This is a genomic window from candidate division KSB1 bacterium, from assembly GCA_034506395.1.
In the GTDB taxonomy this organism is placed as follows: Bacteria; Zhuqueibacterota; Zhuqueibacteria; order Thermofontimicrobiales; family Thermofontimicrobiaceae; genus Thermofontimicrobium.
Window position 1 is genome coordinate 246,001 of the sequence record JAPDPQ010000002.1, and the last position, 25,513, is coordinate 271,513.

Below are 25,513 nucleotides of genomic sequence, written 5' to 3' on the forward strand. Positions count from 1 at the left end.
AAATCGGGAGATCATCTCCTTGATCTCCAAAAAAAGTCGGCGATCTTGCTTATGAATTAGTCTTCAAGAATCATCATTGTAGCGAGTAGAATCATGGCTGATAGTTCAAAAAAAAAGCCGCCGGTCTTTTTCAGACCCAGCGGCATCTATATTATGAGGTCCACCATGAAACACGTGATGAAGATAACAAATAAATTTGAACATGTCAAGAGAAATTTTTAAAATTTTATGCATCAAAGCCAGAGACTATTCGAGTAAAAAAATGTTTGCTTCTTGGCTAAAGCGCGGTAGGCATTGCTTATTAAATATTCGATTGAAATGAGTGGTCAAATTTAAATCTCGAAAATGATCCATCAGATCTGGCAGATGGCGGTCACTCACGCAGCTAAAGAAAAGGGGAGGTAATCGATATCGACAGTTTGGGCCGCATTGATCAGATGGGCAATAATGCTGCAAAAAATTTCGCACAAAAACCAGATAAAACACCATTGGTCAGCCAGCCAATGGGCTCGGTAAACGTCGGTGTGTATCATCTTTTTTACAACTAAACCGCAATCTTCCAGTGCATCACTTGGCACTGTCGCTGATGAGGTTTTTCCGACCTCTCGATCACCAGGAATGCTCCGATGTTGATCCGCATTCTCTTGAACCAAGCGGATATTTTCATTCGAGCAAAATTTTTGCTTGTTTGATAAGAAAAAAGTTATTACCTTGAATTTAGCAATTCAATGCGAAAAAATATCCATCTGCTCTTCTTAACTACCCATTAAATCAAAAAGTGAGGTGCAATCATGAGCAAAATGAACCTTTGCATCACAGTTTTAGCTCTAATATCATTAGCCCCCTGGGCTGTATTTGGCTGGGGAATTGCCACACATGTTTATTTCGGAGATCATCTCGGCAAAGGGCCTGGCTTTTGGAACTATCAAGAGATGTACGGCGCGACGGTGCCCGACCTGTACAAGAGCGTTTTTGGCACCCCCTATTACGATTATCTGGAGTCGGAGACTCATATTCAGTTTGACAAAGTGGTGCGCAAAGCTTTCGGTTCGACGTTGAACTCGTTCGCCCTTGGTTTTGCCAGCCACAACGATGTCTGGGGAGCGGACTTCACCAGTCATCACGCTGGGCGCACCACGCCAGGTATTGGTTATATTTCTGCTCAAGTTGAAACTCTCAAAATTGTATTTCAAGATTCGATCGAACAGGTGCTGGTTAAAAGCAATATTGACCCAGAACAAGCAAAAACGATTGCCGTTGAATTTGCCCCTTCAGTGGCCCATATAGCTTCTGAACTGGCAGTTGATATTTTGATCAAGCGAAACGAGGATGGCAATATTGGCCGAAAGATGTTGTTAGCGGCGCAGCTCAGATCATCAGCGATCCCTGGACTCCTGGTTGCCGCTTACGCAGAAGATTTTGCGCGCGAGTTTGATCTCAACGTGGTCACCGCCTCGGGCATTCTATTATCTGCAGAACAAGCACATCGAACCCTGATGACCACCTACGCCGGAATTTTGCTTCAATCGGAAGCCGAGATCGTTCACCAACTCGCGAGCTACCTCTCAAATCTTGCCGAGTTGTATTTGAAAATCACTAAAGGATTGGACGTCTCGATCCCATCCGCAACGGCGGTTAGGCTGCTAAAATTGACCCTAAACCATGTGGAACGGAGTTACGCTGCCGAGATCGCTGCTACTTTAGCTTATCTGAAGGCCGAGATGCCGAAACATCCGAACACGGGCCAGGAACTGGCAGTCGAACAGATGCCCCATATCCAAGCCGAGAGAGACAATGCATCGCTGCCAGAACGATTTTCGTTAGAGCAGAATTGGCCCAATCCCTTCAATCCGACTACCCAGATTCGATACGCATTGCCAACGCCCAGTTCGGTGAAGCTTCTGGTCTTTAACACCATCGGTCAAATCGTTGCTACGCTGATCGATACCTATCAGGACGCAGGCGTATACCAGATCACCTGGGATGCATCGGGAATGCCTGGCGGAGTGTACATTTATCGACTGGAAACCGATTCTTATCGCGTTTCGCGAAAAATGGTTTTTCAGAAGTAAGTGAAGGACCAAAGATTCCCTCGCAATTGACCAGATGGCTCAACGCGATCGAATCCGCTTTTTCGAGTCACTCTCCTGCAAATCGCGGATTTTCCACTTGCATTTAAAGTTTATCCGCATTATCTTTGACCTGTTTTCTAAAAAAAGTAAGTGGAGGCTATGATTTGAAGTTTTTTAAGAGTTCTCCTTGCTATGGTGAAATCCCAGGCAATAGGATCTGGGTCGCAATAAAGCTGGAAAATTGCGCGCAAAACATGTTGACAACCAGGACGGCAACATGAGAGAGATAGAATTATTGCAGAAAAAGATCGATGAGTTGACCAGTTTGATAGATGTGGCAGCAATTATCAGCTCGACATTGGATTTAGAGGAGCTAATGAACTTGGTGATGGAAAAAGCGCAGGCGGTGATGAACGCAGAGGCCAGTTCGGTGATGTTGCTCAACGAGGAAACTGGTGAGTTAGAATGTGAAATCGCCTTGGGTCAGGTTCATGAGGAAGTTAAAAATCAGATCCATTTAAAATTGGGGCAGGGGATTGCGGGCTGGGTGGCGCAACATGGTGAAGCGATCATTGTACCAGACGTGGATCGCGATAGCCGATTTTTTTCAGATGTCGACAATTCAACGGGTTTTAAGACCCGCTCGATCCTCGCAGCCCCATTAAAGATTAAAGATCGAGTCATCGGTGTTGCCGAGGTGATCAATCGTCGCGACGCCCAGCCCTTTACTGAAGACAATTTGGCGCTGTTTACCACCTTTTGCCGCCAGGTTGCGCTTGCCATCGAAAACGCTCGGATGCACCGCTACATGCTGGAGCAACAACGGCTGCAACAGCAATTGGAATCCGCTCATCGCATCCAACAAAGCTTTATGCCCCAAAGCTATCCCCATGCCATTGGTGACAAGTTTCTTCTTTATGCTAAAAATATCCCAGCTGCCTCTGTGGGGGGCGACCTGTTCGATTTCATCCCCATTGATGAACACCATTTAGGGTTGGTGATTGGGGATGTCTCAGGAAAAGGGATCCCGGCCGCCCTCTACATGGCGCGGTTGATCAGCGATCTGCGTTACTATAGTCTCATCGTGCCGCAGCCAGTTGAATTATTAAGCAAGATCAATACAATTTTGGTGGAACGCAGCCATCAGGGGATGTTCGTCAGTCTGATCTTCATGTTGTTGAACAGGCAGAATGGGGAACTGATGATCAGCAATGCTGGCCATTTGCCGCCGCTGTGGCATCGCAATTGTTATCAGCGCTGTGTTACCATCAACGGCTCGACTGGCGTCCCGCTCGGAATTCTCGCCAATGCTGAATTTCAGCAGGAGCAGATTCGATTGCAGCCTGGGGATCATATTTTGCTATATACCGACGGTGTGACTGAAGCACGAAATGCACGAGGAAAAATGTTTTCGTCCCGGCGTTTGGAAGAGATTCTGAATCATCCGTGGCAAACTCCCAAACAACTCATCGAAACCGTGATTAGCCAGGTGAAAAGACATTGTCGTAGCACGCAACCGCATGATGATATTACGCTATTGGCGATCAAATGGCAATGATCAAAAAAGATCATGGGCAGCAAACTGCGAGATGATCAAACAGATGAACATTCTAAAAAATATGAAATGATAGTAGCTGTCAATCGGGGCGAGAGTTTGAATTGGATTTCCCAGCGTCAAAATTTGGAGAAAATTAGATGGATTGGTGATGAACGAACGAATGATCTGACCTGCATAGTGATATGCGTGGTGTCGAGTTCTATGTCATCACAAGATGATCAGGCAACAGCATAAAGGGTTCACAGCAATGGGACAAAACATCGAGATCAAAATTCCTTCGGATCCAAAATTTTTGAAGATCATCCGCGCTGCAATCGGTCATATCTGCGAAAGCATGGGGTTCAGTTCGGAGGAGGGCAACAATATCACCCTTGCCGTGGATGAGGCATGCAGCAACATCATTAAGCATGCTTATGGTGGAGCAACAGATCAGGTGATTGAGATGATCTGTTTACTGCATGGGGATAGGGTGGAAATTTTGTTAAAAGATGTCGGAAAGACCGTCAGCGCAGAAGCAATCAAATCGCGGCAATTGGATGATATTCGGCCTGGCGGGTTGGGCGTGCATTTGATCAGAAGCGTAATGGATATTGTGAAATACGAGCATCAACCAGGTGGGGGAAATTTACTGCAGTTGGTGAAATTTCTTCAGCGAAAAGAATAGGAGCGAAATTGGAAATAAATATTGAACGGGGTCGAAATTACGCGGTGATCCATGTGAGCGGGGATATTGACCTGTATACCTCGCCGCAGTTGCGCCAGGAGATGCTAAAATTGGCTACGAAAAAGAATATGGCAATTCTGGTGAATTTTCGGGATGTTACTTATATGGATAGCTCTGGCGTTGCCACATTGGTGGAGACTTTGCAATTGACAAAGAGAAATGGAGGAAAATTGCGGCTGTTTCATCTGGCACAGCCGATTAAAGATCTATTCGAGCTAAGTCGGCTCGATCGGGTATTTGATGTATATGAAACCGAGCAGCAGGCGCGCGAGGGCATTTCGTGATTTAGACTCCATGAGCTGAGGGAAGTGCAGCACGATCGATATTAGCACGACGATTTCAATGATTCAAAAGGAAACAAATCCCGAATGAAGCTTGTTCGACAAACCCTGGGTTCTCTGGGAAGAACTTTTATTGGTTATTTGGTTCATATTTCGCGGCTGGTCGCACTCACCAAAAAGGCGCTATTCTGGACCTTTGTCGCCCCATGGAAAGGGCGCGGTGGCATTCGCTGGAAAAGCACCATCCACCAAATGGTATTGATCGGTTTCAATTCGATCCCTATCGTTGCCACGATCTGTTTTTTTGTCGGACTAATTATGGCGATGCAGGCGGCCTATCAATTGGAGCGATTCGGCGCCTCAATTTATGTGGCTGATCTGGTTGGTGTAGCGATGACGCGAGAATTAGGACCTCTGTTAACTGCGATCATCATCGCGGGACGGAGCGGTTCGGCGATCGCTGCTGAGATCGGTACGATGAAAGTCAATGAGGAAATCGATGCCCTGCAGACCATGGGGTTAAATCCAGTTCGTTTTTTAGTCGTTCCCAGGTTGCTGGCGCTACTGATCGTTTTGCCATGTCTCACCATCATCGCCAATCTGGTTGGCATTCTCGGTGGCTTTTTTTTGGCGATATTCAATTTGAATATCTCATTCATCCGCTATTTTCATCAGACGGCTGACGCGCTGGTGATGAAAGATCTCATTACTGGGCTCATTAAGACAATATTCTTTGCAATGATTATTGCTCAGGTCGGGGCATATCAGGGATTTATTGTGGAAGGTGGCGCTGAGGGGGTCGGAAAATCGACAACTGCTTCTGTGGTAGCTTCGATATTCTTAATCATCGTGGCTGATCTTATCATGACAATGATTTTTTATTCGACGCTATGACACATGGGAAAAAGGGGACGAGGATCCGAAAACGATTTTCTTTTAATTTTCGTCTGCAACCACAATGGGTTTTCATACGCCCAAAGATAAGAATTCATCTGAAACAACTGTGAGTCAGATAGAAACAACCAATGAAGCCGACACCGATCATCAAAATTGAAAATTTAGAGACCCATTACGGCACCCGAAAGGTGCTGGATGGCATCAATTTGGAAATTATGCCGGGCGAGACCATGGCCATTTTGGGCCGATCTGGTTGTGGGAAAAGCACGCTTTTGCGGCATCTAATTGGTTTATCGCGGCCCAGTGCTGGGAAAATCTATATCAAAGGGCAGGACCTGACTTCGCTATCGGAAGAGGAGTGGCTGCCAATTCGTCGCAAGATCGGGATGCTCTTCCAGGGGGCTGCGCTATTTAACTCCATGACGGTGGGGGATAACGTGGCGCTGCCGCTCCGCGAGCATACTGCGCTGGAAGAATCCACCATTAAAATCATGACCCGGATGAAACTAGATCAGGTAGGACTGGCTGGTTTCGAGGACTTCATGCCAGCGCAGTTGTCTGGCGGGATGAAGAAGCGGGCTGCTTTGGCTCGCGCCATCGCGATGGACCCTGACATTTTGTTCTGTGATGAGCCTTCAGCAGGGTTGGACCCGATCGTGGCGGTCGGAATTGATCATCTCATCTTAAAATTGAAAAAAGCGTTCCGCATGACCATTGTGGTGGTTACCCACGAATTGGCCTCAGTGTTTCTCATCGCCGATCGCGTGGCCCTGCTGGATGCCGGTCGCATCATCGCCCTGGGTACTGTAAAAGAGTTGAAACAATCCAGCAATCCTAAGGTTCAACAGTTCTTCAATCGAATTCCTGATCCTGAAAATATCGATCGGGAAAGCTATTTGAATTCTCTCATTGAATAATGGTGAAAAATGGATTATCGTTCCAATGAAATAAAAGCTGGTTGTCTGGTGGTCGTTGGCATTGTATTGCTGGTCATCTTTCTCATTTTGATCTCTGGCCTGGACTTGTTCAAGCACAAACATATTTATTACGCTCGCTTCAAATACACCAGTGGGGTTGACGTCGGGTCACTGGTTCGCTACGGCGGGATGGAAGTTGGTCGTGTGAAGAAAGTTTCGATTGCTCCAGAGGACAATACTTTGATCCAATTTGAGCTTGAGGTCGGAGCAGATGTGCCAGTAAAAACAAACTCCCAGGCGTTCATTACTTCGATTGGGATTATGGGGGAGGAATATATCGAGATCAGCACAGGTACACCAGAAGCACCACGCTTGCCACCTAACAGTTTACTCCTCTGCAAAGATGTCACCCCGCTGATGATGCTGACCGACAGTTTCGATCAATTGAGTGAAAAACTATCAGTGACGATCGAACATTTAAATCAAATTTTAGGGAAGGAAAATCAAACCCAGATTCAGCAACTGCTGGTCAATTTGAATCGGTTGTTGGAGGATAACCAAAGGGCAATTGCCGCGCTCATGACCAATTCTTCAAACGTCGTTGCCAATCTAAGCCATCTGAGCGCTCAACTGGATACCATACTCGTTGAGAACCAAGACAGCATTGCGCGGTCCATTCATCAGCTTGAAGCAGCTTTAGGTCAGTCTCAACAACTTATGCTCACCTTGCAACAGACCCTCGCCAATGCGGATCAGTTGCTAACCATGCAATCGAGCAACTATAGCCAAATTATGGAAAATTTGCAGCGGACAACCCAGAACTTGAATGAATTTTCTCGGTCGATCAAAGAACGACCCTGGAGCTTAATCAGAAAATCCGCGCCGCCAGAGCGCAAACTGGGCAAGGAATGAGCAGGGGGGGCTGGTAGTAACCAATGAGGCGATTAATAGGTGCATTACGATCTGATAAAAGGGTGATTGGGGCTTTAGTGGTGAGCTGAAATGCAAAGCGCTATTCAGAGATAAGGAGCAAACTATGAAAATCCGTAGCACATTATGCGTAATGTTGCTTGCGTTGCTGTTAGTGCGATGCGGGGGAAGAATACCTGATATGCATTATTATCTCATCGACTTTCCGATAACCCAAGCTTCGGGAAATCAATCCCCTTTTCATAATATTACACTGGGTGTGATGCGTTTTGACGCTGCACCTTTGTATCAGGAAGAAAGACTCGTTTATCGCGATTCGCCTTATGAGGGGAAATATTATCACTATCATCGCTGGGTGAGCCAGCCAGCGCAGATGATTACTGACAAAACAATCGAACAGTTGCGCGCTGCGAATTTATTTGCGCTGGTCGTTCCTTTTCCAAAATATTCTCGGATCGATTATCTATTGCAGGGGACGATCCGAGCGCTGGAAGAATGGGACGAAGGCGATCAATGGTACGCCCGCGTGCAAATCGAATTTGAAGTGACAGATCGAAAAAGTCAACAGTTATCCTGGCATACAGTGATTGAACAAAAAGTGCCGGTGCAGAAAAAAACGGCCGCTGAAATCGTTCAAGGGATAAATTTGGGGGTTGAGCGCTGCCTGGTGGAGTTGGTGAAGCAATTGAATGCTCATTTTTTAAAATAAAAAGTTACAATGATAAAAAAACTGCTTGACAAAGAAGAATTTTTTTTGTATTATTACGCCAAATTGTGGAAGGGCTTCCACTAATTTGGAGCTGAAAATGAGCGTCACAATTTATGATGTGGCAAAAAAAGCGGGCGTCGGAATCGGAACCGTGTCCCGAGTTATCAACAACAGCCCTCAAATTGCTCCAAGCACACGTGCCAAGGTCCTGCAAGTGATTAGCGAACTCAAGTATCAGCCCTCCGCTATGGCGCGCAGCTTAGCCCGCAAAAGATCCAACATCATCGCGTGTGTCGTACCTCGATTTACTGGCTATTTCTACTACGAAGTGCTGAATGGTGTCCAGCATGTCCTCAGCCAATTCGGCTATGATCTCATTCTTTATAACATTGATAAACTCGAAAAAAAAGAGGAGATTCTCAAGCGAACCCTTCGAGAACGGAAGGTCGATGGGGTATTGGTGATCTCCATCTCGGTTTCAGACAAATTGGCATCCAAATTCATTGAATCGAAATTGCCTGTGGTTTTGGTGGATAGCTATCACGATCGGTTGGATTACATCACCGTTGAGAACAAGCAAGGTGCATTTCTGGCCACCGAGCATTTGATTCGGCTTGGGCACCGAAGGATCGGCATGATTGATGGTTGCCTGATTAGCACGCCAGCGAAGCAACGCTTAGCGGGATTCAAGGCGGCGCTGAAGCAATATCAAATTGTCCAAGATGACGCGCTCATTGTCTCGGTCAATTCCAATGGTGATTCCGAGATCCTTTATAACGACGGTTTCAATAAATTAGCAGGCTACTGGGCGATGAATCGGTTGCTGAACCTGGGAAACAATCGTCCCAGTGCGGTGTTCATTTCCAGCGATATTCAGGCAGCTGGGGCCATTAAAGCTATTAATGAACGTGGCCTGAGGGTCCCAGATGACTTGGCAATTATCGGTTTCGATGATATCGAATTATCGGAGTATCTGGGATTGACCACAATCCATCAACCGATGTACGAAATGGGTACTCTGGCTGCCGAACGGTTGATCGCCAAAATTGATGGCAAGGTTTCTGATCATTTTCAAATGACATTTCCAACTAAGCTGGTGATCCGGGAGACCTGTGGTTCGAATCATACAATTTGAATAACCAGCCCGAGGTTGAGACTTGTTGATACGATCATCGAGTGAGGGAATAGGTTTCGATCTGAATGGCGACAAGATCTGAGATCAGATAAATCAAAAAATATTGTTTGGCAATGAGACAATCAGCTCTCAGAATTCAATCTTTAGCAATTGTGCTGTTATTGGCAGTAACTTTTATTGGTTTCTTGCATTGCGAGAGGGGCCAAAACCATGCCAATGCGCTGGCGGTCGTAGGTACAAAGGTGATCGATCGGGAGTACTTCATCCGACGTTACAAAGAGTTCAGAGAGAAAACTGGAACCCAGGATACTGGTTTGGCGCGGCGAAGCGTGCTGGATAACCTGATCGCCGAGGCAGTCCTCATCTGGGAAGCCCGGAACCGCCATTACGACACGGATCCTGTCGGTCAGCGCGAATTAGAAAGGATCAAGATCCAGCATCTATTGAACGCTTATCATAGGCAGCAGGTATCTGGTCAAATCAAGGTTTCTGAGGACGAACTCCGGCAACTGTTCATCAATCTGAACACCCGGCTTAAAGCCAGACATCTTTATGCTCCTACCAAATCCCAAGCGGACTCTCTGTATCAGTTGTTGCAGCAAGGGGCTGATTTCATCGCAATTGCTAAAACTCGCTTTAATGATCCAATTCTGAAAGAATCTGGTGGACTGGTGGGCTATTTTACTGTGGATGAGATGGATCCCGCCTTCGAAGATGCGGCGTATGCATTGAAGGTCGGTGAGATCTCCCAGCCAGTTCGAACCAATGATGGATATAGTATTATCCGTTTGGAAGATCGGATCACCAAACCATTGCTCACTGAAACCGAGTTCGCCAAACATCGCTCCAAGCTTGAAACATACTGGAAAAAAAGAAAGACCTACAAAATGACGCAGCGCCATGTGGATTCATTGCGAAAGGAACTGAATGTCTCGTTTAATGGTCCGATGGTGCGCGAGCTGCTCAAAATCATAAAAGAAACCCCTCAAACCGATCTGATGCCCGATTTCAGCCCCATGGGAGAAACCAGTTCCCACCTGAAGGAGCAAATCATTGTTTCCTCGAAGCTCGGCAAATGGTCAGTGGATGATTTGCAACGAGCAGCGGAATTCACTTCCACCAAGGAACGTAATTGGATCCGGGATGAAGAAACGCTAAAAGAATTCATCGCTGGCTTGGTGGTCCGCTCTTACATTCTGCAAGAGGCTAAAAAGCATAAATTGCATAAGACGCAGGAGTATCGGCAGCGCGTGGCGGATGATTTTGAGACGGCGCTGCTGGAGCGGATGGAACAGGTCATGTATCAGGGATTTGAGATTCCCGAGGATACCTTGAAGCATTATTATGATGAAGACCCGAGCCGGTTTGCAGAGCCGCCGCGCATTCAGTTGCAGATGATCCAGCATTCGAATCGTGAGACGATCGACCAAATTGCCCAAATGTTAAAGCGGGGAAGGCCGTTTGACGAGCTTGCGCGTCGCTATTCTGAGGATCGAAGCACGGCAGAAAAGGGAGGAGATTTGGGATATTTAGCTCCGAACGATCTGGGCGCCTGGTCAAAACAAGTGCTTGATATGGATATCGGGGAATGGATCGGCCCGCTGGAGATCAACTCCTCCTATGTTTTGCTGAAATGCGTGGACAAAATACCCCCTAAACTCAGAAGCTTTGAGCAAGCGAGGCATGAGGTCGAGAAGACAGTAAGGGCAATGTTATGGTTCAAGGTTCGACAGGAGAAAGTCGATTCGCTTCGTGCGCAGGCAAAAGTAATTTCATATCCAGCAAAATTAATGGAAATAAAGGTAAACTAGGTGAAGGCAAATTTGCTATGGAAAGAAAAAAAATTTTCAGCCTCAATTGGATTTTGCTTGCTGTACTCATCAGCTCCAACTTGCTTGGTCAAAACACCGGTAAGATCGTTGGCACAGTGAAGGACGCTGAGACTGGTGCTGCTTTACCCGGTGCGAACGTGATCTTAGAAGGGACGATGCTCGGAGCTGCCAGTGATCTGGAAGGGAGATTTGTCATCATGCGTGTGCCACCGGGGCGCTATACCTTGATCGCTAATTATATTGGCTATCAAAGGACTTCGATCCAAAATGTTCAAGTGTTAACTGACTTGACGACCACGGTGAACTTTGTGCTCAAACCAGAGGCGATCGCTGGGGAGGAAGTTGTCATTGTCGCCGAGGCGCCAGCGATCCGAAAGGATTTGACTTCGGTCGAGGCACGGGTTCAGGCCGAGGATATTAAGCGAATGCCGGTTCAGGAAGTGGGCGATCTGCTCAACATTCAGGCGGGCATCACGAGGGATGCCGGCGGAGCCATTCATATCCGTGGCGGTCGTTCTACCGAGGTCTCGTACATGGTCAACGGGATCAGCATTACCGACGATTTCTCGCGGAGCCAGGCGCTGCAAGTAGAGAATGAATCTATCCAGGAATTGCAAGTGATCAGCGGGACGTTTAATGCCGAATACGGCAATGCCATGAGCGGTGTCATCAATGTTGTCACCAAAACCGGCAGCGGAAAATTGCAGGGCAATCTTGAATTATGGAGCGGTGACTACGTCAGCAGCCGAAAGGATATTTTCTGGAACATTGATGATTACAATCCTGCGGACATTTACAATTACCAGGGGACGCTCTCTGGACCGATCATCAAAAATAAAATGTCGTTCTTTTTAACTGGTCGCCGGTGGCGCAATGAAGGATGGCTTTATGGGCCCAATGCCTATCTGCCTCAGGGGAGATCGAAGATCGTTGACGGTGATACGATTGCGGTGAGGGGCGACAGCAGTGCCGTGCCCATGAATTACAACGATCGCTGGAGCGGTCAGGCGGCGCTTGAATGGCAAATCGCTACCCCACTCAAGTTCCGAATCGATGCACTGGGCAGCTTCGAGAAAAAGCGCTACTACAACCACTTTTATAAATTGAATCCTAACGGCGATAAAGGGGATAAGGAGAAAGGGCTCAGTGTCATCCCAAAGTTCACCTATCTTCTAGGCAAGACAACCTATTTCGAACTAACCATGGCATATCGTTATAACGATCTTGTCTCCAAGCTCTATGAGCGATACGATGATCCGCGATATGTCCATCCAGATTCCCTTAACACTGGTGCCCAACAATTTGCCAAGGCTGGGACCAATATGGGCTGGTTCGAGCGCCATAGCCTCAGCCGAATTGCTAAGTGGGATCTGACCAGCCAGGTTAGCAAACGGCATCAGGTAAAATTCGGCGTTGAATTTCAATCGGATAAGGTTTATTACAACGATATCACCCTTATCCCCAAGGTCGATGAAAATGGAATTCAAGTGGAACCGTTTCAGCCGTACATCGATGATATTTCGACTTTCACCCACAACGAATTTACCAGAAGGCCGTTCAAGTTCGCTGGGTATATTCAAGATAAAATCGAATACGAAAGTCTGATTATCAATTTGGGATTACGATACGATTACTTCGATGCGAATGGAAAAATTCCCCGCGATCCTGAAGATCCCAACATTTTTAATCCGTTCAAGTTGAACAATATTTACCGAGATACCAATGGCAATGGGGTTATTGAGCTCGAGGAACGGACTGCCGATAATCAATTGACAGTAGCGGATCGGGAGAAGTACTGGTATCGCAGCAGCACACCGAAGACGCAACTTAGCCCCAGGCTTGGCGTGGCCTATCCTATCACCGAACATGGGGTCATCCATTTCTCGTTTGGGATCTTTCAACAGGTGCCGGAATATTATCGCCTCTACATCGGCGACCAGATTAAACTATCCAAATCTGCCGGGACATACGGCCCCTATGGCAATCCTGATCTCAAACCCGAGCGCAATACGATGTATGAACTTGGATTAAAACAACAGATCGCGGAAAATCTCGTGATCGATGTCACTGGCTTCTATCGGGATATTCGGAACTGGATCTCAACCAGTCCTGTGAAGCCAACCATCCTGAGCGGTGTGAATTACGTGATTTATAACAATCGCGATTTTGCCAATGTCCGAGGCATTACATTCTCGCTGGATAAGAAGTTCAGCGATAATTATGCTTTCACAGTGGACTACACATTCCAGATCGTCGAGGGTACCAACTCGAATCCAGAAGAGGAGTTCTACTCGCAGCAGGGAGGTGCTGAGCCCACTAAGTTTTTGACGCCATTGGATTGGGATCAGCGGCATACTCTGAATGCCAATTTGTTCGTCGGTGGTAATACCTGGGGCGCCAGCTTCATTTCGCGGTTCAATACGGGTCAGCCTTATACTCCAGTTTCAGTAACTGCCACGCGAACTGGCCAAAGCATCCTGGCCGGCTTGCCCGATAATAGTCGCAACAAGCCGAATATCTTTACAGTGGACTTCAATATTTATAAGAACGTCCGTTTCCGAAATTTAAATTTTCAATTATTCATGAAGATCTTCAATTTGTTTGATGCGGAGAATCCGATTGTGGTCTATGGAGATACTGGGCGGCCGGATTATACCTTATTGTTGTTGTCCCAGGCCGCGCAGGCAGACCCAACCTGGTTCGATAATCCGTCGTTCTATTCCGAACCCCGTCGAGTACAAGTTGGCACACGAATTAGTTTTTAACCCATAAGAATAGGTAGCATGGTATGAATACAGTCAAAGATTCTCATTCAATAGCCGCTAAGGTTTTCAGACTCTTTCTTTTCGCGTTCATTTTGCTCCTTTCAGGAATTGCAGAAGCGCAAATCATCAATCATGTCCCATCGGATAACCGTGCGGACCCCAACTTCCGCAGGCGGTCGAATCTGGATGGGAACAACGTTCGGGTTACAGTTCATAATTTTGGTGTGAACGGCAACGAGGGCAGTGAGCCGGGACAGTGGGGGTTCGAATGGCCGAAAAACACCAATCGGACCTATATTTGGTTTGTATCGATTTGGTTGGGCGGCGAAGTCTATAATGAGCTTGGCGAAAAGATCAGCATCGCCGAAGTATCGACTTCGCGAAGCAGCCCAGCCGGGGAGCCTTGGAGCTTGCAGCCAGTGCCTGGGTTCCTTAATCCCGATCATCCCAAAAAGGAGATCGCCCGCAGCGATGATCCGACATCGTGGCCTCGGGCTGCTGATGGTGGCTGGCGTGACAAGCGCGATGATCCAGTTGACCCCGGCTGGATCGGCTCTTGGAACGGCTTTTTCGGGAAAAACATCTTTAATGCCGACTTGGAGCTATTCTATCGCTGCTCTGATGATCTCTATCGCCGCTATAATTATTATCCTGACGATACCGATAAGACACGAGGCGGCCTCGGCTTGCTCATGGATGTTCGAGCCATGGCGTGGACCCAGATTCTCATCAATGATGTGACCTTTTTTATTAACGACATCAAGAACGATGGCACCAAACGGGTTGGTAAGACCGTGTTTAGCATTTGGGTAGCAGATCTGGTGGGTGGTGATTCCAACGATGATGAGCCGTACGTTGACCTCCAGACCAATATCGCCTTCATTACCGATCATGATCGCGTCGGTACCGATCCCTGGGCTGGGGCGCTGGTCGGTCTCGGATCGATCAAATTTATTGAGACGCCAGGTAATCAGTTCGATGGTATCGACAACGATGGAGACGCGGATCTGCACCCGCAATTGTTAGCTGAGATCTCTGGAAATGCAAATGAACGGATTCCCATATTCACGGCAAACGACTTCGGCCCGAAGCGGCTCAAGCCAGGTGATAAGATCGTGCTGATCGATTCGCTCACGTTCGAGCGCCGCGTGATAGAATATCCTGCTGGAGGGGGGACGGTCAAGAGCCTTGGTCGCCTTATCAATTTGCCACCCGAAGGGATTACAGTGGAGGAGGACACCTTATTTAATTCCATCGATGATGATCTCGATGGCTTGATCGATGAAATGGTAAGTTTGCATCTCCAGCGCTTTGACGATATTACGCAGACGGTCAAGCCGGTTCGGTACATCAATTACCTGTCGTTTGCTATTGGCGATACTATTAAACGCGGATTTGTTGTGCCGGGAAAGCTGGCAGAGCAAAACTATGCCAATGTCGCCCCCATGATCGACGAGTCTCGCGATGACGGTTTCGATAACGATCGCGATTGGAATATCTTTCAGGACGATGTAGGGATGGATGGGGCCGAGGAGACGGGCGATCCTGGGGAGGGAGATGGTCGTCCGACGAGTGGCTTTGGCACGGATCGGCCTGGGGAGCCGAATATTGACAAAACGGATGTGAGCGAGACCGATTTGATAGGAATCACCGGTGCGCTGCAATATCCGGCCTTTAGCATCAATTTCTCGACCATCAAAGACGAGGCGCTGATGTTCCGCTACATGAGGCCGGGATATTTCAGCTTGCCGCGTCGGACTGGTGAGTACGATTTAAATGTCTCCTCTGGCTGGTTCCCGTTGAATCCAGGCGAGCGACAGCGCATGGCTGTAGCTGTGGCCATGGCGGGGGATGGCGTCACAAAAATGGACGATATCGAGAGTGCGATTCGAAAGCAACGTCAGGCGCAGATTGCTTATGAAGCCGATTATCGTTTTGCTCAGGCTCCGCTTCAGGTGACGGTAACCGCTGTTCCCGGGGATCGCAAAGTGACGCTTTATTGGGACGATGCGGCCGAGCACTCGGTCGATAATTTCATCAAGCGGCTGGATCTGCCTAACGCTGCTGAGATGGCGCGGGATTTTGAGGGCTATCGGATCTATCGCTCCACCGATGCCGCAATGCGAGATCCATTAGTGATCACCGATGGCCAGGGCGCAGCCATTATTCGCAAGCCGATTGCTCAGTTTGATTTGAAAGATGGACGCAAAGGTTACCATCCGATCGATATTTTCGGGGTCAAGTTTTGGCTGGGCAATGACACTGGTCTCCAGCACACCTATGTCGATTCTGGCTTGATCAATGGGCAGCGCTATTTCTATGCAGTGACCGCCTACGACTATGGCTATCCCGAGGCGGAGATCGCACCGACCGAGACCCCAATTCGCATTGATGTGGATGAACAGGGCAATATTGTGACCGGTACGAATGTTGTGGTTGTTCGGCCTCGCGCACCTGTCGCCGGCTACTTGCCGTCTGAGGTGGAATCGTTCGACCATGTCAGCGGAACGTCCACTGGACAGATTTTCTTCAAAATCATTGATCCGCGTTGGGTGAAAAATGGTCACGAGTACCAATTAACTTTTGAAGACACCTTGATTGTGGGCAAGGTGCTAGATGTATTGACCACCAAAAACTTTACGTTGACCAATCTCACGACCAACACAGTTTTGATCAATAAGAGCACCCATCTGGAATCGGATTTTGAACAGCCGATCATCGATGGCTTCCGACTGTCGTTCCAAAATGAAGAACGGGTTAAGGTCGATCCTGAAAGATCGCGCTGGAGCAAAAAAGGCATTTACGAATTTCAATTTAGCCCAGTTCAATTTCTCACCATCAAAGGCATCCAGAACCCAATGGATTACCAGGTGATTTTCGGAGAGGTTGGCATGTCGGTTTCGAAGGATACTTCGATCAGCTTTGTGAAGTTGCCGTCGAAGCCGGTGAATTTCAAAATCATCAATTTGTCCAAAGGCGGCGAGCCGGTGCAATTCGCCTTCGCAGAGGTGCATGGCAATGACGGCAAATTTTCGATCGATCCCAAAAATGCCAATCTCACCGATGTCATCATGTTTTTGGAGCCGAATCGGCTGGGAAAACTGGTCTATACTTGGCAACTCATTTTGAATTTGCAGCCTCGCGATGGTCGTAACCCAGAAGCTGGCGATACGCTGAACCTTTATCTACGTAAGCCGTTCCTCTCCAGCGATGTCTATCGGTTCAGGATGCGGAGCGAATCGTTATCGAAAGAGTTGGCAAAAGATCAGCTCACCCGCATCCGAGTCGTACCAAACCCCTACATTGCGGCCGAATCTTGGGAGCCATTTAACACCTATTCCAGAGGTCGCGGGCCGCGAGAAATTCATTTTATCAATCTCCCGCCACAATGCACCATTCGAATTTTCAACGTCTCTGGGGAATTGATTGCCAAGCTGGAGCACGATAGCGGGAGAAGCAATGCGGCAGAAATCAATGGTCTGGAGCGTTTGACCGATGGAACCGATACTGGGTTGAATAATGGCACGGCCATCTGGAATTTACTCAGCAAGGACAATCTTGAGATCTCCTATGGCATTTATATCTATCATGTTTCTGCGCCCGGCATTGGTGAGAAGACCGGTACTTTCGCTATCATAAAATGAAATCAGATGCATCCTATTGCCGTTCCATTGGACTTTGATCTGCTGAATGGGCAATTGGAGGACAAGCAATAATCATTTTTAAGAAAAAAATGATCAGCAAAAAATTCAATCGCGCATAAATAATTCATGAGTGCAGAACTATGAGAACAATAATGAAAATTCAGATGCCAGAAGCCCGTCGAATTCTATTTTTGGGCATTATGATACTGCTAATTGCTATGGCTGGATACGGGCAGGAAGTGAAGAAAGTGGGGACCGCCTCTGCCGCATTTTTAAAGATCCCAGTTGGTGCTCGTGGGGCAGCCATGGGTAGCGCTTTTGTCGCATCGGCCGATGATCCAAGCTCGCTCTATTGGAACCCTGGGGGCCTCTCCCGAAATGAAAATCGTGCTCTCATCGTGGATCACTCGCCCTGGCTGCCAGGATTGAGTTATAATTTCTTCGGCGTCGTGGTCCCGATTCAAGGGGCTGGCACTTTGGGCATCAGTGTGGCAGCTTTATCCACTCAGGAGATGGATGTGACCACCCCAGCCAATCCAATGGGCACAGGAGAAAAATTCGATGCCTCATCGATTGCTGTCGGATTTTCTTTTGCTCGGAGTTTGACGGATCGATTTTCAATCGGGGGAACTGTGAAATATATTACCGAGCGGATTTTCAATTGCAAGGCCACAGGATTTGCAGTTGATGTGGGGACGCTGTATGATACTCCGCTGAATGGCCTGCGGCTGGGAGTGAGTGTATCGAACTTCGGCACCAAGATGCGCATCGACGGCGAGGATTTAAATGTGCGGGTCGATATTGCGCCTGAGCAATTGGGAAATAACCAGAGCGTGGTTGGCCGTCTGAAAACGGAGCGCTTCGACCTCCCATTGGTCATGCGCTTAGGCCTCTCGTATGATGCTTGGAAGACGGAGAATTTGCGGCTCACCGTCGCGGCCGATGGTGTCAATCCGAGCGATAACGCCCAGAGCATAAATCTCGGCGCCGAGATCGCCTTTTTAAACGAACGATTGGTGCTTCGGAGCGGTTATAGTGAACTGTTTCTTGAGGACAATGAAAAGGGTTTGACCTTCGGGGCAGGCGTTAAGACCAATATCGCCAGCAACGTGAAGTTCATTGCCGGATATGCTTTTCAAAGCTTCGTTCACTTGAATAATGCCAATCGAGTCACGTTGACTTTGCTGTTTTAAAGATTGCAGTTGAATTCATTATTTTTTACTGTGTAATTCACCTATCATTTCATCTAAATTGGAGGTCGTATTATGCATCAAAAAATTACAAGGCTATTTATGTTAGGGCTGATTGCCCTCGGGTTGATGTTTGGCTCGGGTGCGATCGCACAAACTGTCAAGGTCACCTTGCAGTTCAATTCCTCGACCGTGCTGGATACGCTCGGCGAGAACGGTTTTGTTGAAGTCCGTGGCGCCTTGAACAATTGGACCACTGGTCCAGTGTTGCCCGGCGGCAAAGTGATCAACTGGGACAAGTCCTCGGATCTGGACATGGTGAATGTCGGTGGTGATTATTGGACGGTCACTTTTGAGATGTATCCCGATGATACCTTGCGGTATAAGTTCTGGACCGGGCATACGCCAGATATCGGCACTTATCCAAATGGCGGCTGGGAAGGACCGTTCGACAACACCATTGCCGACACGCGAATTTTGATCACCAGCAAAAACGATACGATTGTGCCGGTGCAATACTATAATCCTGATATCGGATTGGGTCCACAGCCACAGTACAAAATGCCCTTCGTTCCCAAGCCCGATAGTGTGGCGATCTATTTTCGAGTGAACATGGGCGGTGAGATGGAGGCAGAGCGCTTCGATCCGACCAAAAATGGTCCAGTGGGTCTCCGCGGCGATCCTGGCGCGTCGGCTGGCGTTTTGGATTGGGGCAGCACCAAGGTTTTGCTTAAATGGGAAGAGAAGAGCGTTTATAATGGTTCATTCTGGTCTGGCGTAGCATATTTCCCAAAAACTGGGGTCACTCCTGGAGCAACGCAGGAATTCAAATTCTACGCTGAGAACACCAAGGATTTTAGTTGGGAAGACGGGGCCAATCATAAGTTCACTTATCCTGTTGGTCTGAAAGATACCACGATCCATTGGACCTGGTTCAGCGGCAAGAGGGTTAAGGGTGTCCAACCCATTGAAAGCATCATCACTTGGCGGTTGAGCACAGAGGCCCTGGAAGCGCTTGGCTTGTTCGACCGAGGTGTTGGTGATAAGGTTGTAGTGCGAGGACCTCGCGGCTGGGGTATGGATCAAGCAATTGAGCTGTACTATCAGCCGCTGCTTCAAGAGTGGACATCTGCCAACGAGGTGTTCAAACTTCCTCCAGGAACTGAAATCTATTACAAATATTTTATCGTCTGGGATCCCTCTCGGGTCGATCCTGCCAGCCCCAATTATATCCCAAATATCACCTTGGACAACGGCTGGGAAGAGCCAGCGATTACTGGCGGCGGCAACAGAACCCATGTGTTCCAGAATGCACCGCTACAAAATCCTGTTGGGGATTTTGGATTTGAACGCCAGTTCTTCAATAGCGTGCCAGCTAACGGGGTGTTCAATCATGATCTCACTGTGACTTGGAATGTGGATATGCGCAATGCAGCCAATCCAGACTCCAATCAGGCGAATGCCAGTAATCTATTCCGGCCGGGCGTTGATAGCGTGTTTGTCCAGTGGGATGGCGAATTGCTTGCGGTCACTCAAGGGCAAAATATGTGGGGCGGGAGATTTCTCCAACTCACAGATCCCGATGGTGATATGATCTATTCTGGCTCGTACACCATTAAAGTTTCACCCAAATTCCCCCACGGTTGGTATCAGCTTGGCTACAAGATCGCTTATTCCACAGCCGAGCCGGGAGTTTATGTGGTCAATACTGGCGGTGGTGTAGAACTGGGCCGACGATATATGCAGTACATCCATCCTGATAAGGTCCTTGAAGGCACACCTTGGCCTGTTACCGTATGGCCGACCAGCTACAATCTGCCCGTGGTGCCGTGGCGCGACACGCATCTGTTTGTCGAATTCCCACCACCAGATCTCACCAAGCCATCGGCAGTAAGCAATCGACCAACCGAAAAACCGCTGGAGTTCGCTTTGGAACAAAACTATCCGAACCCGTTTAACCCCAGCACGACCATCAATTTCACCATGGCGAAGGGCGCCCATGTCACCATTAAAATCTATAACCTGGCAGGCCAGGAAGTGGCCACACTGATCGATGCCTTCCAGCCTCAGGGACATCATTTTGTTCGCTGGACTGGCAAAGATGCCTTTGGAAAAGATGTGGGCTCTGGCATGTATCTGGTGAAAATGGTCACCGAAAACTTCAACCAGGTGAATAAGATCATGTTGGTTCGATGAGCTCAGATATTAAAAAATGTCTAGCTTGATAACAAAAGGGCGTAAGCTGCTTTGGGGCTTATGCCCTTTTGTGCTAAGATAAACAGAATGAAGGTGATTGATCGTTATCGTTTTCAACAAAAAAGATGTTACTCTGACCAGCAGCAAATTTGGAGGAATCTGTTCTATTCAATATTTGCAACAGCAAATAAAATTTCATTCATTTCTGCCAACTGTCTGATTCATTTATAGCGATAGTGGATGTTTCATGCAACATTTCTCAATTGGCTCATTTCAGCGGCTGTCGAAAAGTTACAAGCCAAGGCCGATCGGGCCATAACAGCGCAAAGAAATTGAATGGTCTTGCCATGGCTGCAGACATTATCGAACTATATTCAATCTAAATCAAAAAATCCGATCATTCCACGCGCGTTTAAATCCTGATCTTCTATGAAAAAAAAATTCTCTAAAAATCTTCGAAAAGAAGGACATAAAAAACCTCACTCATCGATGGTGGTTACTGATCCCAATAGCCGGCTTTTATTTACTGCCATTATGCTATTGATCCCAATACTCACATTTCTAATCTTAGAGTTTGGTTTAAGAGTCGTAAGTTATGGGCACAACGCCGATCTGTTCATTCCCGCCTCTGGAGACTATTCGAAATATTTTAAAGTAAATCCAAATGTCGCGCGCCGTTTTTTTGCCAAGCAAAAAAATGTTCCCACTCCTCCCAACGATTTGTTCCTGATAAATAAACCAGAAAACGGCTTTCGAATTTTCGTGATGGGGGGCTCAACGGCTGCCGGATATCCGTTCGGAAACAATTTGATGTTTTCCAGAATTCTTCATCAGCGGCTCTCCGACGCTTTTCCTGAGAAGCATATTGAAGTGATCAACACGGCTATGGCGGCCATCAATTCCTTTGCAGTGTTAGACTTCATGGATGAAATTTTAGAAAAAAAGCCGGATGCGATTTTGATTTATGCGGGGCATAATGAATTCTATGGCGCATTGGGTGTGGGATCGACCGAAACGTTGGGTAGATTTCGGCCACTGATTAGAATCTATTTAAAACTAAAACGCTTGAAGACAGTTCAATTATTGAGAAGCGCTATCTGGCAGGTGAGGAACGGGATTTCTAGCATATCAAAAAAAGAGAATGCAATCAATCCTTCGGCGACGCTGATGGAGCGACTTGTTGCAGAACAAACGATACCGTATCAGAGCGCCCTCTATGAAGCGGGAAAAAAGCAGTACCGGGAAAACCTTCGCGACATCTTGAAAAAAGCGAAACAGGCAAAAGTGCCAGTGCTGATCAGCGAATTGGTCAGCAATATTCGGGATCAACGGCCCTTTGTCTCAGTAGCTGCGAAAAATTTTCCTGCTGCGGATCAGGTCTATCAGGAGGCCAAAGCACTGGAAGAGCAAGGGCGCTTTGAAGAGGCAAAATTGAAATATTATTTGGCAAAAGATCTGGACGCGCTGCGCTTTCGTGCGCCAGAAGAGTTCAATGACATTATTCGCCAAGTTGCCCAGGAATTCGAGGCCGTGGTGGTTCCAATGAAATCTTATTTCGAAGCCGCTTCGCCTCAGGGAATTATGGGAAACAACTTATTCCTGGAACATCTTCATCCGAATATCGATGGCTATTTTCGAATGGCCGATGCTTTTTTCGAGACAATGCGTCAACATCGGATGATTGCTCCTTATTGGCTGGATTATAAAATTTCGCCAGCTTCTTATTACCGCCAGAACTGGGGGCTGACGGCGCTGGATAGCCTGTACGGCAATCTTCGGATCAAAATATTGCAGGCCGGTTGGCCCTTCAAACCAAAATCGGCTCTCAGTTATGAGATGCTGGATTATGTGCCAACTTCAAAAGCGGAGTCGCTCGCAGTAAAAGTCTGGTCGAGAGGCGATTATTCTTTGGAGCACGCTCATGTGGATCTGGCTATGTCTTATGAAACAGCCGGTAGATACGACCTGGCATATGCGGAGTACCGAGCATTGATCTGCCTGACGCCGTTGAACCTTTCCCCTTACTTGAAAGCTGCGGAGATGCTGATCAATGGGGCAAATTTTCGATCGGCTCTCATCTTGCTGAGAAAATCGTTGACGTTAGGAGAAACTTTTTTTGCCAATAAATGGATCGGTCAAATCTTAGTGAATTTCAATGAGATTGACCAGGCGCTCCATTATTTGGAAAAGGCATTTCAAGAAAATTCCAGCGATCCGCAACTGCTTTACACCTTGAGCGGGGTTTACGCATTGAAGGGTCGATACCAACAGTCAAAGAAATTGTTGAATGAATTGTATCAAATTGCCCCAGATTTCAAGGATCCTTACAATCTCAAAGAACAATTAGATCGCGTGATGAAAAAGTGATTGATCGTTAGGAAAAGCGCACATGAAAAATAGGATACGTTGGCTTGTGGTATATGTCAGCATTTTTGCCTCGACTGGAGGAATTGCTGGTATTCAAAGCAGCATTGAAAGGCAGATCAAATCGGATCAATTTGCCTTTATTAAAGGCGCCGATATTTCCTTTATTCCTCAGATTGAGGATAATGGGGGCGTTTACAAAGAGGGAGGCATGCCCAAAGACCCGATCGGAATTTTTGGGGATCATGGCATTAATTACAGCAGACTGAGGTTATGGCACTCTCCGAATGAAAATTACAATAATCTTGAAAAGATCCTTTACATGGCCAGCCGAATCAAAACGCAAGGGCTGAAACTCCTGATCGATTTTCATTACTCCGATACCTGGGCAGATCCTGGGCATCAGCGCAAGCCCAAGGCTTGGGAGAATCTTTCTTTTGCAGCTTTGAAGGATAGCATTTATCAATACACCCGAAAAGTGATCCAAATTTTAGCACTGCACGGGGTGCCTCCAGATATGGTTCAGCTTGGGAATGAAATTAATGCTGGGATGCTGTGGAACGATGGTCGCGTTGGTGGCAATTTTGATACGAATTGGCCAAATTTCGCATCGCTTTTGAAAGAGGCAATCCGCGGTGTCCGCGAAAGCGGTGCCTGGGGCGATTCTATCAAAATCATGATCCATATTGCCAATGCTGCAAATAACAGCACCTGTCGCTGGTTCTTCGACAATCTCGTCGCCAATGGAGTGAATTTCGATGTTATCGGACTTTCTTTCTATCCATGGTGGCACGGCACATTAGGTCAGGTGAAAAGCAATTTGAACGATCTGGCAAGTCGCTATAAAAAGGATATTATCATCGCTGAATACGCCTATCCCTGGACGTTGCAATGGTTCGATAATCAAAATAACATCGTGGGAAGCCAAAGCCAACTCCATGCTGGCTATCCCGCCTCAGTGGAAGGTCAGGCTTTGTTTATCCGCGATTTGATGAATATCGTTCGGCAAACGAAAGATGGGAGAGGGAAGGGCTTGTTCTATTGGGCGCCTGAATATATTTCGACACCGACATTTCCATCCAATTGGGAGAATAATGCGCTGTTCGATTTTTATGGCAATGTGTTGAAGTCGATGGATGTCTTTCTGGAAGAGCCAGATACGTTAGCCCCGATCAATGTAACGATGATCGTGAATACCGCAACGCATTGGGATACGCTCATGCCCCATCATTTTGTACAACTTCGGGGCGAAGTTCAGGGCATCTCATATTTGAATTTGCCTGATGGAAAAAAAGTTGCCTGGGATGCCAGCTCCGATCTGATCATGCAAAATATGGGCGGGGACTATTGGCAGGTGAGTTTTCAGATGTACCCGGGCGATAAGCTTGCCTATAAAATTTGGACTGGCTACACCCGCAGCAAAGCGACTTACCTACGACTCGGCTGGGAAGGGCCGATCATCCCATATCCCGGCGCGAGCGAGAACACCCGCATTTTCCAAGCTGGTTCCCATGATACGGTCTTGGCTGTACAATACTACAATTCATCCAGCGAGAGCCGGTTGCAGTATTGGTCTCCTCTCGTTGCCAAACACGATTCGATTCTGCTTTACTTCAGAGTCAATATGGCCGGCGCAATGAAAGCTGGCCGTTTTGACCCAATGATCCATGGGCCAGTGGGAGTGAGGGGCGATCCAGGAACCTCGGCCGGCGCTTTGAGTTGGGATAGCACCAAAATTGTTTTGCAGCGCGAACCTTACAGCATTTCAAATGGGGCGTTTTGGTCGGGTGCCTGCTACGTCCCACGCTCGGCGGTTCAGCCTGGTCAAACTTTGATGTACAAATTTTACATCGAAAACGATCCGTTCAATGGCTGGGAGGCAAACGTGCCGAACAGAGAATTCGTTTACACAGCAACGCTGATCGAGCAAAAACAAGATACCACATTGCATTGGGTCTATTTCGACGAGCTCGATCCTCTGACAAGAGCAGAAACGATTCATCGAGATATTCCGAAGCGCTTTATTTTGCACCAGAACTATCCCAATCCATTCAATTCCATGACCATGATTGCCTATAGTCTGCCAATCGCAAGCGACGTGGCGCTGCAAATTTATGATATAAACGGAAAGCTGATCTGCACGCTCGTCCAGTTGCGGCAGCATGCTGGGAATTATCAGGTCACCTGGGATGGAACAGATCAGAATGGGCGATCAGTTGTCGCTGGTGTATATTTTTGTCGCCTGATCGCGGCTGGAAAAATCGAGGTGATGAAATTAGCATTAGTCAAATAGGGAGAA

17 protein-coding genes are annotated in these 25,513 nt (G+C 47.5%); 16 read left to right on the forward strand and 1 reads right to left on the reverse strand.

Annotated elements, in window-relative coordinates:
* Nucleotides 1-377: 377 nt before the first annotated feature.
* The gene (locus ONB37_02320; protein MDZ7398979.1) at nt 378-653 is read right to left on the reverse strand and encodes a hypothetical protein; all 276 of its coding nucleotides are present in this window, start codon (nt 651-653) and stop codon (nt 378-380) included.
* A gap of 138 nt (nt 654-791) precedes the next feature.
* On the opposite strand from ONB37_02320, the gene ONB37_02325 reads away from it, so the two are divergent.
* The 16 genes from ONB37_02325 to ONB37_02400 all read left to right on the forward strand — a co-directional run bounded on the left by ONB37_02325 (nt 792) and on the right by ONB37_02400 (nt 25,507).
* Complete coding sequence (locus ONB37_02325; GenBank protein ID MDZ7398980.1) at nt 792-2,072, forward strand: T9SS type A sorting domain-containing protein; 1,281 nt, start codon at nt 792-794, stop codon at nt 2,070-2,072.
* Nucleotides 2,073-2,349: 277 nt separating this feature from the next.
* Entirely contained in the window at nt 2,350-3,630 is a 1,281-nt protein-coding gene (locus ONB37_02330) for a SpoIIE family protein phosphatase (GenBank protein MDZ7398981.1), read from the forward strand.
* A 247-nt stretch (nt 3,631-3,877) separates the two neighbouring features.
* Nucleotides 3,878-4,294 carry an ATP-binding protein gene (locus ONB37_02335; protein MDZ7398982.1) on the forward strand — a complete coding sequence of 139 codons (417 nt, stop codon included), beginning with the start codon at nt 3,878-3,880 and terminating at the stop codon, nt 4,292-4,294.
* Nucleotides 4,295-4,302: 8 nt separating this feature from the next.
* Complete coding sequence (locus tag ONB37_02340; protein MDZ7398983.1) at nt 4,303-4,638, forward strand: STAS domain-containing protein; 336 nt, start codon at nt 4,303-4,305, stop codon at nt 4,636-4,638.
* A gap of 84 nt (nt 4,639-4,722) precedes the next feature.
* Nucleotides 4,723-5,529: an ABC transporter permease gene (locus tag ONB37_02345; GenBank protein MDZ7398984.1), complete on the forward strand. Its 807-nt coding sequence runs from the start codon at nt 4,723-4,725 to the stop codon at nt 5,527-5,529.
* 131 nt (nt 5,530-5,660) lie between these two features.
* Nucleotides 5,661-6,449 carry an ABC transporter ATP-binding protein gene (locus tag ONB37_02350; GenBank protein ID MDZ7398985.1) on the forward strand — a complete coding sequence of 263 codons (789 nt, stop codon included), beginning with the start codon at nt 5,661-5,663 and terminating at the stop codon, nt 6,447-6,449.
* Between the two features lie 9 nt (nt 6,450-6,458).
* Nucleotides 6,459-7,361 carry an MlaD family protein gene (locus ONB37_02355; protein ID MDZ7398986.1) on the forward strand — a complete coding sequence of 301 codons (903 nt, stop codon included), beginning with the start codon at nt 6,459-6,461 and terminating at the stop codon, nt 7,359-7,361.
* Nucleotides 7,362-7,485: 124 nt separating this feature from the next.
* Nucleotides 7,486-8,088, forward strand: coding sequence for a PqiC family protein (locus ONB37_02360; GenBank protein ID MDZ7398987.1), 603 nt, complete (start codon nt 7,486-7,488; stop codon nt 8,086-8,088).
* A gap of 97 nt (nt 8,089-8,185) precedes the next feature.
* Nucleotides 8,186-9,223, forward strand: a complete 1,038-nt coding sequence (locus ONB37_02365; protein ID MDZ7398988.1) for a LacI family transcriptional regulator — start codon at nt 8,186-8,188, stop codon at nt 9,221-9,223.
* 113 nt (nt 9,224-9,336) lie between these two features.
* Entirely contained in the window at nt 9,337-11,034 is a 1,698-nt protein-coding gene (locus tag ONB37_02370; protein ID MDZ7398989.1) for a peptidylprolyl isomerase, read from the forward strand.
* 17 nt (nt 11,035-11,051) lie between these two features.
* Nucleotides 11,052-13,820, forward strand: coding sequence for a TonB-dependent receptor (locus tag ONB37_02375; protein MDZ7398990.1), 2,769 nt, complete (start codon nt 11,052-11,054; stop codon nt 13,818-13,820).
* 23 nt (nt 13,821-13,843) lie between these two features.
* Nucleotides 13,844-17,464, forward strand: a complete 3,621-nt coding sequence (locus ONB37_02380; GenBank protein MDZ7398991.1) for a hypothetical protein — start codon at nt 13,844-13,846, stop codon at nt 17,462-17,464.
* Between the two features lie 152 nt (nt 17,465-17,616).
* Nucleotides 17,617-18,657, forward strand: coding sequence for a PorV/PorQ family protein (locus ONB37_02385; protein MDZ7398992.1), 1,041 nt, complete (start codon nt 17,617-17,619; stop codon nt 18,655-18,657).
* A gap of 72 nt (nt 18,658-18,729) precedes the next feature.
* Nucleotides 18,730-20,850 (forward strand): T9SS type A sorting domain-containing protein, encoded by a 2,121-nt coding sequence (locus tag ONB37_02390; protein MDZ7398993.1) that lies wholly within the window; start codon nt 18,730-18,732, stop codon nt 20,848-20,850.
* 429 nt (nt 20,851-21,279) lie between these two features.
* Nucleotides 21,280-23,217: a GDSL-type esterase/lipase family protein gene (locus ONB37_02395; GenBank protein ID MDZ7398994.1), complete on the forward strand. Its 1,938-nt coding sequence runs from the start codon at nt 21,280-21,282 to the stop codon at nt 23,215-23,217.
* Nucleotides 23,218-23,239: 22 nt separating this feature from the next.
* Nucleotides 23,240-25,507 (forward strand): glycosyl hydrolase 53 family protein, encoded by a 2,268-nt coding sequence (locus ONB37_02400; GenBank protein MDZ7398995.1) that lies wholly within the window; start codon nt 23,240-23,242, stop codon nt 25,505-25,507.
* Nucleotides 25,508-25,513 lie beyond the last annotated feature (6 nt).

Bases quoted from the DNA above. Each gene is read 5' to 3' on its own strand.
- ONB37_02325 (MDZ7398980.1), top strand. From the start codon at position 792: ATGAGCAAAATGAACCTTTGCATCACAGTTTTAGCTCTAATATCATTA.
- ONB37_02330 (MDZ7398981.1), top strand. From the start codon at position 2,350: ATGAGAGAGATAGAATTATTGCAGAAAAAGATCGATGAGTTGACCAGT.
- ONB37_02335 (MDZ7398982.1), top strand. From the start codon at position 3,878: ATGGGACAAAACATCGAGATCAAAATTCCTTCGGATCCAAAATTTTTG.
- ONB37_02345 (MDZ7398984.1), top strand. From the start codon at position 4,723: ATGAAGCTTGTTCGACAAACCCTGGGTTCTCTGGGAAGAACTTTTATT.
- ONB37_02350 (MDZ7398985.1), top strand. From the start codon at position 5,661: ATGAAGCCGACACCGATCATCAAAATTGAAAATTTAGAGACCCATTAC.
- ONB37_02355 (MDZ7398986.1), top strand. From the start codon at position 6,459: ATGGATTATCGTTCCAATGAAATAAAAGCTGGTTGTCTGGTGGTCGTT.
- ONB37_02360 (MDZ7398987.1), top strand. From the start codon at position 7,486: ATGAAAATCCGTAGCACATTATGCGTAATGTTGCTTGCGTTGCTGTTA.
- ONB37_02365 (MDZ7398988.1), top strand. From the start codon at position 8,186: ATGAGCGTCACAATTTATGATGTGGCAAAAAAAGCGGGCGTCGGAATC.
- ONB37_02370 (MDZ7398989.1), top strand. From the start codon at position 9,337: ATGAGACAATCAGCTCTCAGAATTCAATCTTTAGCAATTGTGCTGTTA.
- ONB37_02375 (MDZ7398990.1), top strand. From the start codon at position 11,052: ATGGAAAGAAAAAAAATTTTCAGCCTCAATTGGATTTTGCTTGCTGTA.
- ONB37_02380 (MDZ7398991.1), top strand. From the start codon at position 13,844: ATGAATACAGTCAAAGATTCTCATTCAATAGCCGCTAAGGTTTTCAGA.
- ONB37_02385 (MDZ7398992.1), top strand. From the start codon at position 17,617: ATGAAAATTCAGATGCCAGAAGCCCGTCGAATTCTATTTTTGGGCATT.
- ONB37_02390 (MDZ7398993.1), top strand. From the start codon at position 18,730: ATGCATCAAAAAATTACAAGGCTATTTATGTTAGGGCTGATTGCCCTC.
- ONB37_02395 (MDZ7398994.1), top strand. From the start codon at position 21,280: ATGAAAAAAAAATTCTCTAAAAATCTTCGAAAAGAAGGACATAAAAAA.
- ONB37_02400 (MDZ7398995.1), top strand. From the start codon at position 23,240: ATGAAAAATAGGATACGTTGGCTTGTGGTATATGTCAGCATTTTTGCC.